The sequence below is a fragment of the Pseudomonas sp. FG13 genome, from assembly GCF_057809755.1.
On the sequence record NZ_JBMDKO010000012.1, the window covers coordinates 78645 to 94750 of the forward strand.

The window sequence follows — 16106 nt, forward strand, 5'->3', positions numbered from 1 at the left end:
AATGACTACCCGGGATCAGTGTTCAGTGCGCAATGCACGTTGGGTGAACTCAGCGTCAGCGACGCCGAGATTGATGCTGACCTTCTCGACGATCAGGCGCGTGCTCTTGTTCGCAGCCAGGTTGTGCATGGTCTGCACCGTCGGCCTGCTGAAGCCATCGACGACTTGCAGGCCCTCGGTCTTGAGCTGTTTGACCAGCACGCCCTGGCGATCGAAATAGTCCACCTGCACCGGGTAGCGACTGGCCTCTTCGAGGTAGTAGACCTTGCGCGAATAACCGGACACGTCCGCCTCTTCGCTTTTTGCCTTCGCCTCGATACGCCGACAGGCCGGCCAACTCAGGCAAGGCTCGGGAGACGCCAGGCTGGTGAACTGATAGCTGTCCAGCTTGTAGTCTTCGAAATCCTCGTAGGTGAAGTCCGTGCCCATGAACCAATTCTGCTTTTGCGAGCCCGCCAGGCGCCGCAGGCTTTTGGTCGATGGGGTGTAGGACCAGATATCGTTGATGGCCTTGCCACTGTCTTCGATCAGCAGCGCAACGTTCTTCACGGCTGCCGGAGCGGTAAAGCGCACCAAGGTCCCCGTGCGATCGCTCATTCGCTTGTCCAGGCGGCTGAGCTGGCGGGTGAACGTCAAGCGCTCGCCTTCCAGCAACTCCATGCGGTAATCGACCCTTTCGTCCGCCGCTTTCATGCGGCGATCGGAATCGCGCATGACTGAAAGCGCATCGTCGGCATGGGCTGACCCGATGCACATCATCAACAGGGAAAAAGTAATAGGCAGCTTGTGGTTCATCCGAAGTTCCTGAGCTTGAGAGTGTCAACCGCCGGGATGCGGAATACGTGGCGAATGGCAGGCATCGCCGCAAAGGGAATGATCACCAACGCCGGCAGGATGACTCGCCAGAAATCGCTGAAGGCAGGGTCGGTGTTGATCTTGAACCAGACATCGGTCAAGCGATGGTTGAGGACGGCGCCAAGGCCATACCCCAGGGGGATGGCGACAATGCCAGCGACCACGGCGATGCTCAGGGTTTCACAGAGCATGATCAGCGACACGCTGCGGTCGCTGAAACCGAGGATCCGCAGCACACCGTACTCACCGCGCCGCCCCACGATGCTGAAGTTCATGCTGGTGATGGCAAACAACAGGGCGATGGCGATGCTCATCAACGCCGAGATATGGATGATCACCCAGATGTGCGAGCTGATTTCGAGAATGGAAGCGACAATGTTCTGCTTGGACGTTACTCGCACCACGCCCGGCAAGGCATAGATCGCGGCGTCGTCCAGGCCGCTGCTTCCCGCATCGATCAGGTAGGCGCCGGTGAATTGCTCATCGAGGGCCAACATGCGCTGGGCGAAGCGTCGAGTGGTAATGATTTCGCCCGGCAGCGCCCCGGAAAACACCCCGACAACCTTGGCCGGATAGAGATTGCCGCGCACCTTGAGGGTCAGCCGGTCTCCCGGACCCACACCCTGTGCGATAGCGATACGGCGCTCGATCACCAAAGCTTCAAGGTCGCCGTCCAACAGCATCCGGCCTTCCATGAGGTTCACATGACGCACGCCGTCCGCCGGTTCGATACCCAGCAGACTGGCGTTGTCCAACTGCCCCTGGCCGCTGACCTGGGCACCGCCCTTGACGAAGGTCGACCAGCGACTGCCTGGCGCCAGGCCATTGAGACGGGCGATGTCCTCGTCCCACCAGGCCACGTCCAGGTCCACCACGCGGCTCCAGTTGTCACGCTCGACGTTGCTGATGGCGGTGCGTTCCATCGACGTCAGGGAAATGTAGAACGCGATGGTGATCGCGATACTCGCTGACATGGCCAGGACCGTCACCAGACTGATGCGCCAACTGCGCAGCAAGTTGCGTAACGAATAGCGGAACCAGAAAGGTCCGCCAATGTGCCGCAGGCAAGCCACCATGCGCAGCGCCAGGGTTTGCTCCTGACCGGCGCCGACATCACGCAGGGCGTCCATGGGTGTGATGCTGAGGATGGAACGCATGGGCAGGTACATGCCCAGTGCAACGGTGCCGCACAGCAACAGGCCGGCTCGCCACAGATAAGGTGGCTTGAACATCAGTTGTGGCTCGGGCATGCCGATGGCTCGCGCGTAGTTCAAGCCGAACGCATACATGTCGAACAGCGCAAAGCCACAGCCCAGGACCAACGCCAGTGCAATCAACATCAGTGCCGGCAAGCCGTAGGCACAGGCTACCTGTCGACGGCTATAGCCCAGTGTCAGGAACATGGCGATCAGCGGCCGCTCTTCCTTGGCCCACTGATACATGAGGAAGAACACCACCAGGGTCGACGACAGCGCAAAAATCAGCACCACTGTAGGCAGGAAAACCTTGAAGGTGTTGAGGTCCAGTTCAAGGAACTTCTGGCTGAACTGCTCCTGGCGTGGCAACACATAATCCACCGCCAGGCGTGACTGCGCGCGCTCGGTGATGCGCTGCTTGACCTGCGTGAGCGACGCGTCCGGCGACAGGCTGAACAACAGGCTGTTGATCGCCGAAAAACCCAACTGCTGGTGCATCAGCGCCTGGTCGGCGAACAACACGCACAGCGAACCGTTGCTGGGTACATAGACGCTGGGGTTGAGGGGCGCAACCAGGTATTCGGGACTTTCGACAATCCCGACCACCTCCACCGGGTACTCGGCCCGCCCCGCGGTGAAGTTGAAGCGATCCCCCACGCCCTTGCCATGGAACTGCGCGCAGTTTCGCTCCAGAGCGATCCCGGTGGTCTCCATGGCATCGGGCAGGCGTCCCTGCAAAACCTTCAAGCGGTTGACCGCCAGGAAGTCCTGCGCGGGTGCACTGACCATCAATCCAGCGACCGGCTGCTCACCGCCAAGGGGAGCCAGCCCGGGCATCAATAACCGATGATGAATGGCGGTCACGCCGTCGATGTCATCGAACGCCGGCAGGTTGATCAGGTCATCGGGGGCAAAGATCACCTCCAACTCCGCCATGGCGGCATTGGACTGGATGTCCTCGACGGTGCTGAACAAACTGTCGATGGCCGAGTAGGCGCCCACCAGCACGCCAAAGGTCGAGGCACAGATCAGCGCAATGGTCAGCAACCGATAGCGAATCACCAGAACCGAGCGAAGCACATGCCGTACCAGCATGTTCATGAGTCGGCCCTGTGCAGATTGCCCGAGCGCATCTCGTAGACATGATCGGCATGTTGCCCCAGCCCGGGGTTGTGCGTGACGATCACCACGGTGATCTGTTTCTCTGCCTGCATCTGGCGCAACAGTTCGAACACCCGCATCCCGGTCTCTTCATCCAGGCTGCCAGTGGGCTCGTCCGCAAGAATCAATTGCGGTTCCTTGATCAGCGCCCTCGCGATTGCCACCCGCTGCTGCTGGCCGCCCGACAGCTTGGAGGGGAATTTTTCGGCGTGCTCATGCAGCCCGACTTTACGCAGGTACTCCTCGGCACGCGCATGGTCCCGTGGCGTGACCGAACGGATCGGCTCAAGCCCGGTCAACACGTTTTCCTTGACCGTCAACGTCGGGATCAGGTTGTGAAACTGGAAGATGAAGCCCACGCGCTCGGCCCGGAACCGGGTCAAGGCTTTGAAGTCCATGCTGTCCAGGCTCGCGTCTCCCACGCGCACCTGGCCCTCATCGGCCCGGTCCAAGCCGCCGAGTATATTGAGAAGCGTGGTTTTGCCCGATCCGGATATACCCCGGATCACTGTCATGCTGGCGCGGGAAATGTCCAGGTTGATGCTGTTGAGCACCAGGCTGCGCTCATCGCCGCTGGGGTAGAATTTTTTCAGCCCACTCAAGGAAATCAAAGGGATATCCATTTCGTCTACAACTCCAGTTCAGAGCGCTGCTTCAGCCAGATCGAGTCCGAAAACACCATAGCGCTTGGTCCGGCGCATCCCGACATTGCGCGCCAGCACGTAGCTGGATGGGTTGCGGTCGTCGATCCACATGGTGTCCACCCGATCGAAACGCGGTTCGGCATAACGGACGATTTCATCACCGATCAACCGCCCGAGACCGCGCCCCTGTACCGACGGATCGGCGCCGATCAAGGCAATGACCGCCCCATTGACGCTGCGCTTGTAGCGCCCCAACTTGAATAGATCGAACAAACCAAAGTGGCCCTTGAGCTGGCTCAGTATCTGGTTCAGATCCGGCAAAATCACAAAGAACGCCACCGCTCGGCCGTCGAGCTCGATCAGCTTGATCCCCTCCAGGTCGATGAAGGCTTTCACGCTGTCGATATGAAACTTGAAGCTGGGCTGGGAGATCGGCGCGACTTCGTAGTTTTCGGCAAAGGCGCTGTTGAACAGGCAGCGAATCTCTTCCAGATTGGACTTGAGGTCCGCACGCGTCGCCGTGCGCACACTGAACTGGCTGCCGGGCAGCACTTTTTCGCTGCGGCTGGCCTTGCGTCGCGCACGATACTGCTCGGCATCGACACCGTAGGTGCTGAAAGTGAACGCCAGGTCGAACCCTACCTGCTTGAGGGTCTCGGCATACCAGAGCGGGTTATAGGTTTGCAGCAGCGTCGGGGGACGCCCGTCCAGGTCTTCCAGCAGCAGCGCGGCGTCCTGGGTCGAGGTGTAGCTGTAAGGCCCCAGTAACCTGGACTTGCCGCGAGCCCGGGCCCAATTGGCAACCGCTTCGAACAAGGCTCGCGCAACGGCAGGGTCAGGGGTCACCTCAAAAAAGCCGAAGAACACATGCTCGTCGCCGAAACGCTGGTTGTACTCGGCATGGATGCTCACGCTTATCCGGCCTTGCGCCTGGCCCTGTCCGTCCACCGCCAGGAAATGCTCGATCTGCGCTTCGCGAAAGAACGGGTTGTGGCGTGGCGACAGGATGCGCTTCATGTCGCTGCGCAGGGGCGCCACCCACTTCGGATCGTCGGCGTACAAGCGGAAAGGCAGTTCGATGAACTGCTTCAGGCGCTTGGCTGTGTTCACTACTTCAATCGAGATCATGAGGCGTCCAGTAGTTGTTGCATATTGCGATGACGGGCTTCGAAGATACGGTCCATGTAGGCATCCACAAACAACCGCTCCAGTAATGCTCCCCCTATCGCCCTGTAAGTGACCCGATCGGTATAGAGCGTGCCGCCGGCCGCCGCTGCGACCCGATGCTCGTGCCGGAAGGCACTCAACGGCCCCTTGATCATCTCGTCGATGAAGTATTCATTTTCCTTGACCTCGCGAATGCCCACGGTCCAGTTGGCCGGGATGAACCCGAACATCCAGTGCCGGAAACGGAACTGGCGCCCCTGGGCGATCCGTAGATCGGCGATGTCGATGTTGCCCAGCGGGGTGACGCGCTCAGGGAAAATCTTCGGGAAATTGACCCCCTCCATGCAGAAATCGAAGACCTCCGCACAACTACGCCCCTTGATCAGCGTGGTTTTTTCCAATACCGGCATTCGGGCTTCCTCGGTCAGATAGGTTCGGCGGTGGCAAGATTGAAACGCTCGGCGTATCGCTGCCAGGCGACAGGGTCGAGGGCTTTGTCGAAACTGCGGAAGCCGGCAAGCTTGAACCCATGGCGGCTGGACAACGCCTGGACCAGTTCCAGGTCATCGTTGCTCAGGTCCAGGCCGAGGCTGGTATGCCGGGAGAGGCCTTCCAGGGCGAGCATCATGGTTTCGGCCATGCAGGCGTAAGCCAGGTCGTCGGGGATGCCGTAGCGCGAGCCGAGTCGGGCGTCGCCGGGCATTTCGACAATGCCCCCATCGAGCACCAGCACGTCCGGGCGGCGAATGGCGATGTCCTGGCTGACATTGGCCGGCCTGGAGATGTCGCACAGGATGGCATCGGCGGCGATATCGTCCGCGCTGATGAACCGTTCGGCACTGTTGGTCGCGATCAACACCAGATCGGCGTCGGCCAGCGACTGCTGGACATCGTTGCTCCAGCGCAACGCCGTGTGGCGACCGTTTTCCTCCAGGAGCAGCGAGCCGAGGCTGGCACTGTCCTGCTCGTCCAGGCGCTGCGCGATATGCGCCAGCACGCTACCCGGTGCCGCCGTCGCCTGCGCGCTGTAGGCCACGAGCTGGTTGATCACTGAAGCGAAACGCGGGGTGTTGAAGCGTGCGCTCTTGGGGTTGCCCACCAGGGTGACCTGGCCGGCCTGCGCCACGATCAACCGTGCGATGGCCGAACCGATGCTGCCCGTCGCACCGACGACGGCGACGCGCATGTCCTGCATCCGTCGCCCGGTCATGCGCACCGCGCGACAGGCGGCTTCTACCGCCGTCAGCAGGGTGTAGCTGTTGCCGGTGGTCAGGGCCACGCCTTTATCCAGCAGGCGCATCCCTCCTCCCGTCACAATCGAAGTGTGCCCGCCCAATCCCACCAGGGTGGCGCCGCGCTGCCGCGCCATGTCGATGGCCTGGCCAATCACCGCACACGACTCCTCCACGGGCATCTCGGCAAGCTGGGCCGCCGAACGCGGCACCATGATGAAGTCGCCCGTGACCGTGCGGCCCGTGGCGGGCGATGTCAGCGTTACCGTGGAGACGAAGAATGGATCGAGCAGCGGGTTCAAGCGCTGTTCCAGCAGCTGCAACGATGACTGCGAGTAGTGGCTGAGGCTTTCATCGAACTCGGCATAGTTCGACAGCTCCAGCGGATGGAGGACGAACGCGAAGTGGTTCTCCGCCACCGGCTCGCTGAAGTCCACCCCGTGCCTGGCTTGCCCGGCTGGCCCCGCAGGGCTGGGTTCTGCGTCCAGCAGGTGCGCCAGCAGCGTGCCTGTGCGCCCGTCCTCGACCCATTGCAGGGTCCGGGCCAGGGCCTGGATGAACCGCTCACATTCGGCACGGCCGGCAATCAACGGCGGTTCAACACGCATCACGTTGGCGCCATTGAGTGTCGGCGCCACGCGTATGCCTTCGACGTTGAGCAGATAACTGGCCAGGATCGGCACCAGGCTCTCCTGCTCGCCCATGATGCCAGTGAAGCCACCGTGGAATTGCGGATAGTGGCTGCGATCAAGCTGGAACTCGATGCCAATCAGATAACCTGTGCCACGCACTTCCTTGATGAACGAGGGGTGTCGTGCTGCCAGGGCCTTGAGCTGTTCAAGCAGGTACTGTCCGTTTTCACGCACGTTGTCCAACAGGCCCTGGCGCTCGTGCAGCAGATCCAGCACTTTCAGGCCGATGCGACAGGCCAGCGTGTTGCCGCCGAAAGTGGACGAATGCTTGTTCTGGAAGTCCGCGCTGTAGGCGTTCTCGCTCAATAGACACGCACCGATGGGCATGACGCCGCCACCCAGGGCCTTGGCGAGCAGCAAGCAATCGGCTTGCACACCGGTACTGGCGAACAGGCTTCCGGTACGCCCCAGTCCGGTCTGCACCTCATCGATAATCAGCAATGTGCCGCTGCGGTCACAGGCTGCCCGGACTTGCCGCAGGTAATCGGCCGGCGGCAGGTTGATGCCGCCCTCCCCCTGAACCGGTTCGACAATGACCGCCGCATAGGCGCCCGGATATTGCTGCAGCTGGGTCTCAAGGGCGTGGATATCGCCGTAGTCGACAAAGTCGAAACCCGGCAATGGGGCCTGGAATCCCGCCTGGTATTTGTCCGAGCCGGTGGCAGAGAGCGCCCCCAGGGTCTTGCCGTGGAAACTGTGATACGTCGACAGAATACGTTTGCGTCCGGTCTTGATCAGACACGCCTTGAGAGCAGCCTCGACTGTCTCCGCGCCACTGTTCTGGAAGGTCACGCTGCGGTACTGACCCGGTGCGATGGCAAGCAGCCGTTGCGCCAGCAGCCCGCTTGCGGCGAGGCTCGACGGCTGGACGAAGATCGGTTCCCGGGTCTGCTGGAAACTGGCCAGCTCCGCCAGCAACTCGTCCGGGCTGTGACCGAACGGCAACGCACCGTAAGCACCGAGAAAGTCCAGGTAGTCACGGCCTTCTTCGTCGTACAGATAGCAGCCTTCGCCTCGGACGAAGGTCTTATCGAGCCCGACCCGGCGAATCAGCTCACCAATCTCGGGGTTCACGTATTGCTCAAATGGACTGATTTGCTGCCAGCGACTCATGACGGATTCTCGGTGGAATAAGGCGTGGAAACGGAGGATGAATGGCCGCAGGTCTGCCGATAGAGATCTGCCGCCATGCCTTGGGCCGCCACGATGCGTTCATGGGCAGGCCGCATGGCGTGATAGGGCAACGCCGGGAACAAATGATGAAGCGCGTGATAACGCTGGCTCAGGGGCTCGAACAATTCCAGCCATCGCCCCTGGACGGCATGGGTCGAGGAATCGCTCAGTTGCCACTGCAGGGACACTGGCTGACCGCTGGAGGCATAGCGATGGGCCAGGCAGGTGCGGAACATGTTGATCCCCAGCACCCCATAGATGACAGCCAGGAACAGGCCGATACGGGACCAGGGCAACCATTCGGTCCCCGCCATCAGGATCAGCCCCCAGGCATACAGGCTGGTCAGCCCCTCGAGCAGGCGGTTGTATCCCGGTGAAGCACCGAACCGTGCGGCGCTGTTTCGATAGGCCGCATGCAGGGTGACGGCGCTGTAGCGCTCGATCACCACCCGGCGTAGCGACGGAATGCACCATGACAGCGGCCCGACCAGGGCAAATCGCACCAACAGCAACAGCGGCGTCAGGAGCGTGCCCACCAGCAGGGTGAACAGGCTGCGGCCAAACTGTCGTTGAAACGGCAGGTACTCCGGATCCTGTCGGGTGCCGTATCGCGTCAGCGTGTGGTGGTCCATGTGGCTCAGGTACAGAAACGACGGCAACAGCAGTGGAATCCCACAGGCCAGGTTCCACATCAGGTTGAATCCCGGTACTGCTCGCCGAGGCATATGGACCAGTTCGTGGATGAACATGGCCGACCGATACAAGGTGAACACCGCCACCGAATAGAGCGCCAGCCACGTCGGAAAGCGGCTGACTTCCAGCAATGACAAGGCGGTCCAGAACAGCGCGATGCTCACCCCGAAATCCAGGCGGTAACGCCACCCGTGATGGCGCCGCAAGTCCTCGATCAATGGGCGCAACGCCGCGATAAACGCTCGCCCCTCCCGCTCGGGGACAGTCTTCATCGACGTTTCCAAATGACACCGTCCAGGTAGAAGTGATGAAGAACGACGATCAGGGGTACCAATCCAACCGAGGGCAGTTCCAGGCTCAGGACCAGCAGACTGGCCAGACCCAGGGTACTCAGCCAGACCCAGGGCCTGGCGCCCATGCGCCTTACCCAGCCATGGGCCACCCCCACCGCACCGGAGGGTGTTGGCTGCGCCTGGGTTCTGCGCAGGCCCGCCAGGACCGTCGAGGTGCAGACCAGGTGGTATTGCAAGGCATGGATGCTGGTGCCGATCAGAATCAGCGCATACAGGTCATCCACCAGCAGGTACGCGGTGTTGTACAGCCCCAACGACACCGCCAGCATCACCAGCACAAAACGGGGCATGCCTTCCCCCTGTTGCCGATGGGCCCACTCGGCCACGATGAACTTCACGGTCATGAGCGCAAATATCCCGTAGGCGAGCCAGGCCCAGTACGGATCGAGCGCCGGTGTCGGGATGGAAATATTGGCGAACGGCAGCGCCTGCCCGAACAGCTGGTAGTCGCCGAAGTGGAATCCGCCATGGGTGATGCGGTACATCAAAGGAGCTGCGAAGCCCGCCAGCACCATGTCGCGAACCGGCTGGGTCGAATGCCGGTACCCGGCCTTCTTCGCATAGAGCGCGGCCACACCGAAGTGTTGCTTGCACACATGGTAGGGCTGCCAGTACACCCAGATTGCGACCAGCCAGGGCAAGGCATTCATCGCATACAACCCGACGCAAACCACCGAGATCAGGAGCAGGCTCGCCCAGAAGCGCACCTTGTGGCGCTGGTATTCAAGCGGTTCGGCGAACAACCGGACGTGGGTGTGCAACACATGGGGAATGTCCAGGAACAGTGCGAACAGCAACGCACCGATCAGGAACGCCGGGCCCTGCATGATAGCCAGCAGCAGCGCCACCGAAATAAGCGGACCGCCAATCAGGATCGCCAGCGTGTCGGCTCGCGCACTGACGAACCACGCTGCCTTGTCAGAGATGGTGTTGGACATGCTTTTGCCCCTTCAGACCGCGGCAGACAACTCGAATGTGCTGGCGTTTTCGAGCAACTGCGCCAACTCCTGGAGGGTGGTCATTGCGTCGATCAGAGACGCGGAAAAATCCGCCGACAGTTGTCCCCGAAGCTCCGACAGCAGCGTCAACTGGCCCATCGAGTCGAGCCCCAGGTCCAACAGCGTGTCGCTGGCCTTCAATGGGTAGCCATTGAGGTGGGCCGGCAGAATGCCTTGCGTCGAGAGGCGGTGGATGGTCTGGCAAATAACATCAAACACAGGTGCTCCTTGCACGTATGCAATCCGTGCTGCTAGGGAAGGATCAGGCGGATACAGCGTCTGTAGCGACCGCTGCGGGTTTCAATTTGCCACTCAGGTACAACCGACTCAGCGCCTGGCGCTGGATCTTGCCGCTGGTGGTCTTGGGGAAATCGGCGCGACGGATCAACACCAGGTCGTCGACTTGAACGCCGGCATGACGCGCCACTGTCCGGGCGACTTCGCGACGCAGTTCCTCCAGGTCACGATTGCCCAACGCATTGACGGCGATCACCACCACGACGCTCTCTTTGACATGCCGACTGTCAATGCAGGAAAACGCCGCGACAGAACCTGCCGCAAGACCCAGTCCATGCTCCAGCGACCATTCGACGATATGCGGGCTGACGTTCACTCCCGCACGGGTAATCAGGTCCTTGGTCCTGCCGGTAATGTAGACCTCGGCACCCAGCATGAAGCCCAGGTCACCCGTGTCGTACCAATCGCTGGCCTGCGGGCGTACGGGCTCCATCTTCAAGTACCGGCGAATCACGCTGCTGCCACGAATCTGCAGACTGCCCAGCAGGCCTTCGCTCACCTCCAGGCCGTGTTCGTCCACCACCCGCAATTCGACGTCACCGACCGCGACGCCGTTGCCCAGATAGGCCGCGGCGCCGGGCGCACCTTCAGGTTGCTCGCGGACCACACCGTCGGCATGCAGGCTCTGGGTATCCAGCCAGCGCACGCGCAACGCCTGGCCTGGCGCATTGAGGGATACGGCCACCACGGCTTCTGCCATGCCGTAGGCTGGTTGCAGTACCCCAGCTTGCAGGCCATAGGCGCTGAAGGCCGCTTCGAACTGGCGAAGATGCGCGTGGAAAACCGGTTCGGCACCGACCCATGCGTAGCGCCAATGGGACAGGTCCATATCGCCGTCGCGCAGGCGCCCCGCCAGACGGCCGAGCAACGCGAAGGCCGAGGTCGGCGCCGGTGACAAAGTGCCTTTGTAGCGCGACAGCGCATGAAGCCAGGCCATGGGCTGACGGCTGAATTCACTGGTGGGCATCAACACCAGGTCGATGGAGCACCACCAGGCCAGGGTCAGGGCAGAAAGCCCCATGTCATGATGCAGGGGCAACCAGCTCACCATGCGATCCGCCGCTGCGACGGCCACGCGTTCGGCGATCGCCTGGCAGTTGGCACTAAGCATGGCCTGGGTGATGCAGACCGCTTTCGGCGCGCCGGTACTGCCGGAGGTAAACTGCAGGATCGCGAGGCTTTCGGGACGGCTGAGCACCGGCTCATCGACTGGCGTTTCCACGGCCTGCATACGTTCGACCAGGGCAACGTCCGTCAAGACCCGCTCCGACCACGCTGGCGCAAGCTGCTGCGCGATGTGCTCAGAAGTAAGGATCAAGGCCGGATCGAGCAATGCCAACATCGCTTCTATTCCTGCCCCTTCGCGTTTGCTTTCGTGGGGCAATTCGTGCGGCAGCAAGGCAATCGCCAACCCCTCGGCCCAGCATGCGAGCACCATGACCAGCACTTCAACGCTGGAAGACAGGGCAATGGCAACTATCTGTTCAGGCGCCAAGGCACTCTGGCGCAAGACCTGACGTGCACAAGCCACCCGGGCGAGCATTTCGGACTGTTTCAAGGAGACAGCGGCATCCTGCGCCAAGACCGTGGTCAGGCGAGAAGATGGGCAAGAGAGGAATTTTTCTATCAGGCACAGGCGAGCAGGCGCAACTAATCCGTCAGTCATATTTTCAGTCCTTGAAACATTCAGCAAAGGTTACTGATTGTAGGACAATGGGTCAATATGGCTTTTTGATATTGATTTGAAATTATTGCCTTGGTCTTGTGCCTTCATAGTATTTCGTGACAGAACAACCGCTCTACATCGCGGGTTGTAGCCACCCCGAAAGGGCACGAACCGTCTTGCAAAAAATTGTCGATGCCCGCCCCGTCGTGGCGGACACCGCCAACCAGCTCCGCTTCTAGCCAGTCATGCTCACCAACAAGCATTCACCGCCGGCATCCGCCCCCGCCACGGCTGGGCCCGCTCCAGTTGCGCTGCCAGGGCCAGCAACGTGGCTTCCTCACCAAAGCGCCCGGCGAAATGCGCTCCCATCGGCAACCCCCTGGCACTCCAGCCTAACGGCACCGACATCGCCGGTTGTCCGCTGGCATTGAACAAGGCCGTAAAGGGCGAGTAGCTGTGGTAGCGCTCGATCAATTGATCAAGGCTCAGGCACACGTCCTGGATATCCAACTCGCCAATCGGTGCCGGCTCACGGGTCAAGACTGGCGTGAGGATCAGATCGTAATCCTGCATGAACAACGCCAGTTGCCGGCCCAGGCCGTGTATCCATTCCACGGCCGCCGCGTACTGGGCGCCACTCACATTACCCTTGTCCCGCAGGATGATCCGGGTCCGCACTTCCAGTTCTTCGGCCTGGACCGCAAGGCCACGCATCTGGCCCAGCAGATCGACGTAGTGACGGGTGCTTGCACCGATGATAGTGAACACCTGGTCGAGAAACTCCGGCAACACCACCGGCAGGCTCACCGGCTCGACACGATGCCCCAGGGATTCGCACAACCGTGCCGCCTCGCCCACCGCCCGCAAGCTTTCAGGCGACGTCGGCCAGGGGCCGAGCTGCTCGACCAGGGCGATACGCAGCGGTTTCGGATCGCGCTGCACTGCGGTCACATAAGGCAGCGCCTGCACCGGGGCAGCATAGGGCGCGCCGAGATCCATCCCGGCGGTCGCGTCCAGCAACGCCGCGCTGTCACGCACCGACAAGGTGATCGCATGAGGCGTGCCCATCCCCGCCCAGCCCTCCCCCACAATCGGTCCCGACGGCAATAAGCCACGGCTGGGCTTGAGGCCGAATACGCCGCAGCATGAGGCCGGCACCCGCAATGAACCGCCGCCATCGTTGCCATGGGTGAACGGCACCACCCGGGCCGCCACCAACGCCGCCGCACCACCGCTGGAGCCTCCGGCACTGTAATCGGTGTTCCAGGGGTTGCGAGTCGCGCCGAAACGCGTGGACTCGGTGGAGTACGACGTACCGAACTCCGGCGACGTGCTGGTGCCAACCAACTGGCACCCTGCCCGCCGCAAACGCGTCACGACTTCCGCCTCGAAATCTGCCCGAGCGCTTCCCAGGGAGCGGGAGCCATTGGTCATCGCCGCCCCGTTGACCGGCGAAAACAGATCCTTGATCAAGGTCGGCACGCCGGCCAACGGGCCCTGTCCCGTTTGAGCCGTATCCGCTTGCGCCCGCGCCGAGTCGTACAGCCGCTCGGCCACGGCATTGAGTTGCGGCTCGACCCGCTCCAAGCGCTCGATGGCCACCTCGAGCAATTCGCCAGGCCGGACCTCGCCGCGCCGGACCCACTCGGCCAGCCCCATGGCGTCTTCGCGATCCATCAACTGGTGGATGTCTTGCATACTCATGCTTCGGATTCCTTATTCATGACGATGGGCGTGAGCCGGGCGTGTTGAATCGACAGTAGTTGCCTGGTCGTGGCCGCGAGCGCGCAGGCCGGCGATCACCCAGAGGAGTGCCGCGACCAGGCCGGCGAAGACCATCCATTGAATGGCGTGGCGCAGGTCTCCGGCGAAGACCATCACGAAGGCCACCACCAGCGGGCTGACGAACTGGCCGATATAGAGGAACGAGGTGAACCCGCCCAACCCCCGGCCGCGGGTGCTGGCGGTCAAGGCGTTCATCACCGGCGCCATCACATTCGGCACCAGCAACCCGGAACCCAGCCCCTGGATGAAAACCGCCACCAGTACCGCGTTGTAGCTCTGCCCACGCATCAGCAGCCATAGCCCCAGACTGATGAGGCCCAGCAGCAAGGCGTTGCAGCCGGCGATACCCAAGCGGCGGCGCAACAGCGGCCACATCAATGAACCCACCAGGGTGGCCAGCAGGCTCAGGCCCGCGGCCAGGCCGATCATCGTGCTCGACGTGATGCCCAGACTGACCAGCAGCATCGGCGCCTGCACCGGCACGACGAACGTCAGGACCATGCCGCCCAGAATCATCAGGTAGCCGACTACCAACTGCCGCACCGCGACCTTGGTCGGGCCCGTTTCATCGACCGGCTGCCGCACCACCTGATGCCTCGCCAGCGGAGGTTCCCACAACACCCTCAGCATCGCCGGCACCAGCAGCAACGGCAGCAGATAGAGCAGGAACGGTGAACGCCACGAGTGCTCCCCCAGCGCGCCGCCCACGACGAAGAATAGCGCGCCTACCAGGCCGATCGTCACCACCTGCCGGTTGACGTAGCGCAAGCGTTCCTCGCCGTGCCAATAGTCGGCGATCAGGGTCGCGCAGCAGGTCATGACGGCCGCCTCGGTGCAGCCGAACAACAGCCTTGTACCGACAATCGCAGGCAGGCTGTCGAGCAGCGCCGGCAACGCGCCGAGCAAGGCGTACAGCAAGGTGGCAAGCACCAGCAACGCCTTGCGCCCGATGCGGTCGGCCAGCCAACCGGCCAGTGGCGCACACACGGCAATCGCCAGGGCCGGCCCAGTGACGGCCAGCGGCACGAGCAGATCGGCACGGGGCTCGACGGGACCGAATTCGGCGCCCAACCGAGGCAGGATCGGTGCGACCATGACTGACCCCATGATGGTCAGGCTGCTGCCCAGCATCAGCACCAGGCCTTCACGCCGGCCAGCCTGGCGCGACGGGGTCGCGGCCGTTGAAGCGGAACTTGATTGGTTCATGGCGAGCCCCTTCAGAAACTTTGAGAAATGCGCAACGCCGCGGTATAGCCCTCGGCGCGGTTGCGCGCGTCGAACTCCTTGTAGACGTGCAGCCAGACCGGCGGAATGCCGGGTTTGAAGTAGCTCACCGCCGGCCCGACAGCCATCACCCGGGCGCGATTGCCGCTCTCCAATCCCGGTGCATCGTCATCGGTGAACTGGCGGTAGTAGTACCCGCCCACACCCATGGTCCAGGGCCCGACGTGCTGGCCCACGGCGAACTCGTGGCGGTACTCGACGCCGTTCTTGTAGTCGGTGGCGTTGTTGCGGGTGTTCACGTCGACTTCGAAGCTTGAGGACACTTCAAAGCCGCTGTCGGACAGGTAGGTGGCGTTGACGATGGGTGAGAACGTCCAGTGATTGAGCCCCGGTGAAATCAGCCGATTCTTGTCGTAGTCGCCGGTGGGCGCCTGGATCTGGAACTGGGTGTTGACGAACAGGTTCGGCGACAAGGTCCATTGCAGGATCACCGGCAGGAACTGGACGTCCGCCAAGCGAAATGGATCGGCCTCGAGATCCAGCGGGCCGACGGGTGTCTGCACCTGTACCGAGGCGTCCATCTTGAAGAATGGCACTACGGTGCCGAAGCCGTACTTGGCGCCCAGCACCGTGTAATCGGTCATGCGCATGTAAGCGACGCCGATGGACAGCACGTCCAGGGAGAAGTTGTTGTCCGCCGAATGGCCGTGGCGGTCTTTCTGCACGTTGGCCGAGTAGAACGCCGTACGCAGGCCGACGGTCCCGAAGGGCGTAGCCGGCGGCATCATGCCCGCGCCGAAATCATAGACCCCGACCGCGGTGGTCGGCGCGCCGTTTTCGGTGCCATGGGCGCCGGCGCAGAGGCCCAGCACCCCCAGGGTCAACCAGGTAAAGCGCAAGACGTTTGTTTTGTTGTTCTGATTCATCGAATGCCCCTTCCGACCGTATGGTGGTGGGGTCATCCTAGGGA

Annotated in this window: 13 protein-coding genes; all 13 read right to left on the minus strand. The window is 62.1% G+C overall.

Annotation, left to right across the window (positions count from 1 at the left end; all coding sequences use genetic code 11):
• Window positions 1-15 precede the first annotated feature (15 nt).
• The 13 genes from ACODTO_RS12865 to ACODTO_RS12925 all read right to left on the minus strand — a co-directional run bounded on the left by ACODTO_RS12865 (window position 16) and on the right by ACODTO_RS12925 (window position 16062).
• Entirely contained in the window at window positions 16-795 is a 780-nt protein-coding gene (locus tag ACODTO_RS12865; protein ID WP_489106539.1) for an outer membrane lipoprotein-sorting protein, read from the minus strand.
• Window positions 792-3152 (minus strand): ABC transporter permease, encoded by a 2361-nt coding sequence (locus ACODTO_RS12870; RefSeq protein ID WP_175363573.1) that lies wholly within the window; start codon window positions 3150-3152, stop codon window positions 792-794. The genes ACODTO_RS12865 and ACODTO_RS12870 overlap by 4 nt, the downstream gene beginning before the upstream one ends.
• Window positions 3149-3835: an ABC transporter ATP-binding protein gene (locus tag ACODTO_RS12875; protein WP_464709079.1), complete on the minus strand. Its 687-nt coding sequence runs from the start codon at window positions 3833-3835 to the stop codon at window positions 3149-3151. Before ACODTO_RS12875 ends, ACODTO_RS12870 begins: the two co-directional genes overlap by 4 nt.
• Before the next feature lie 18 nt (window positions 3836-3853).
• The gene (locus ACODTO_RS12880; protein ID WP_139643410.1) at window positions 3854-4984 is read right to left on the minus strand and encodes a hypothetical protein; all 1131 of its coding nucleotides are present in this window, start codon (window positions 4982-4984) and stop codon (window positions 3854-3856) included.
• Window positions 4981-5433, minus strand: a complete 453-nt coding sequence (locus ACODTO_RS12885) for an SRPBCC family protein (RefSeq protein ID WP_175363571.1) — start codon at window positions 5431-5433, stop codon at window positions 4981-4983. Before ACODTO_RS12885 ends, ACODTO_RS12880 begins: the two co-directional genes overlap by 4 nt.
• A 14-nt stretch (window positions 5434-5447) precedes the next feature.
• Window positions 5448-8060, minus strand: coding sequence for an aminotransferase class III-fold pyridoxal phosphate-dependent enzyme (locus ACODTO_RS12890; RefSeq protein WP_217510168.1), 2613 nt, complete (start codon window positions 8058-8060; stop codon window positions 5448-5450).
• Entirely contained in the window at window positions 8057-9085 is a 1029-nt protein-coding gene (locus tag ACODTO_RS12895) for a fatty acid desaturase family protein (protein ID WP_175363570.1), read from the minus strand. Before ACODTO_RS12895 ends, ACODTO_RS12890 begins: the two co-directional genes overlap by 4 nt.
• Complete coding sequence (locus ACODTO_RS12900; RefSeq protein WP_175363569.1) at window positions 9082-10104, minus strand: hypothetical protein; 1023 nt, start codon at window positions 10102-10104, stop codon at window positions 9082-9084. Before ACODTO_RS12900 ends, ACODTO_RS12895 begins: the two co-directional genes overlap by 4 nt.
• A gap of 12 nt (window positions 10105-10116) precedes the next feature.
• A complete protein-coding gene (locus ACODTO_RS12905) occupies window positions 10117-10383 on the minus strand; it encodes an acyl carrier protein (protein WP_139643421.1) in 267 nt (88 codons plus the stop codon).
• Between the two features lie 43 nt (window positions 10384-10426).
• On the minus strand, window positions 10427-12127 hold the full coding sequence (locus ACODTO_RS12910) for an AMP-binding protein (protein ID WP_489106540.1): 1701 nt from the start codon (window positions 12125-12127) through the stop codon (window positions 10427-10429).
• 249 nt (window positions 12128-12376) lie between these two features.
• On the minus strand, window positions 12377-13831 hold the full coding sequence (locus ACODTO_RS12915; RefSeq protein WP_489106541.1) for an amidase: 1455 nt from the start codon (window positions 13829-13831) through the stop codon (window positions 12377-12379).
• Window positions 13832-13843: 12 nt separating this feature from the next.
• Complete coding sequence (locus ACODTO_RS12920; protein WP_489106542.1) at window positions 13844-15118, minus strand: MFS transporter; 1275 nt, start codon at window positions 15116-15118, stop codon at window positions 13844-13846.
• A gap of 11 nt (window positions 15119-15129) precedes the next feature.
• Complete coding sequence (locus ACODTO_RS12925) at window positions 15130-16062, minus strand: SphA family protein (protein WP_139643433.1); 933 nt, start codon at window positions 16060-16062, stop codon at window positions 15130-15132.
• Between the last annotated feature and the right edge of the window lie 44 nt (window positions 16063-16106).

What these genes read in the sequence shown, in the direction of transcription:
- ACODTO_RS12920 (WP_489106542.1), bottom strand. Translation starts at nt 15,118, where the DNA reads ATGAACCAATCAAGTTCCGCTTCAACGGCCGCGACCCCGTCGCGCCAG.
- ACODTO_RS12885 (WP_175363571.1), bottom strand. Translation starts at nt 5,433, where the DNA reads ATGCCGGTATTGGAAAAAACCACGCTGATCAAGGGGCGTAGTTGTGCG.
- ACODTO_RS12870 (WP_175363573.1), bottom strand. Translation starts at nt 3,152, where the DNA reads ATGAACATGCTGGTACGGCATGTGCTTCGCTCGGTTCTGGTGATTCGC.
- ACODTO_RS12890 (WP_217510168.1), bottom strand. Translation starts at nt 8,060, where the DNA reads ATGAGTCGCTGGCAGCAAATCAGTCCATTTGAGCAATACGTGAACCCC.
- ACODTO_RS12865 (WP_489106539.1), bottom strand. Translation starts at nt 795, where the DNA reads ATGAACCACAAGCTGCCTATTACTTTTTCCCTGTTGATGATGTGCATC.
- ACODTO_RS12875 (WP_464709079.1), bottom strand. Translation starts at nt 3,835, where the DNA reads ATGGATATCCCTTTGATTTCCTTGAGTGGGCTGAAAAAATTCTACCCC.
- ACODTO_RS12900 (WP_175363569.1), bottom strand. Translation starts at nt 10,104, where the DNA reads ATGTCCAACACCATCTCTGACAAGGCAGCGTGGTTCGTCAGTGCGCGA.
- ACODTO_RS12915 (WP_489106541.1), bottom strand. Translation starts at nt 13,831, where the DNA reads ATGAGTATGCAAGACATCCACCAGTTGATGGATCGCGAAGACGCCATG.
- ACODTO_RS12925 (WP_139643433.1), bottom strand. Translation starts at nt 16,062, where the DNA reads ATGAATCAGAACAACAAAACAAACGTCTTGCGCTTTACCTGGTTGACC.
- ACODTO_RS12895 (WP_175363570.1), bottom strand. Translation starts at nt 9,085, where the DNA reads ATGAAGACTGTCCCCGAGCGGGAGGGGCGAGCGTTTATCGCGGCGTTG.
- ACODTO_RS12910 (WP_489106540.1), bottom strand. Translation starts at nt 12,127, where the DNA reads ATGACTGACGGATTAGTTGCGCCTGCTCGCCTGTGCCTGATAGAAAAA.
- ACODTO_RS12880 (WP_139643410.1), bottom strand. Translation starts at nt 4,984, where the DNA reads ATGATCTCGATTGAAGTAGTGAACACAGCCAAGCGCCTGAAGCAGTTC.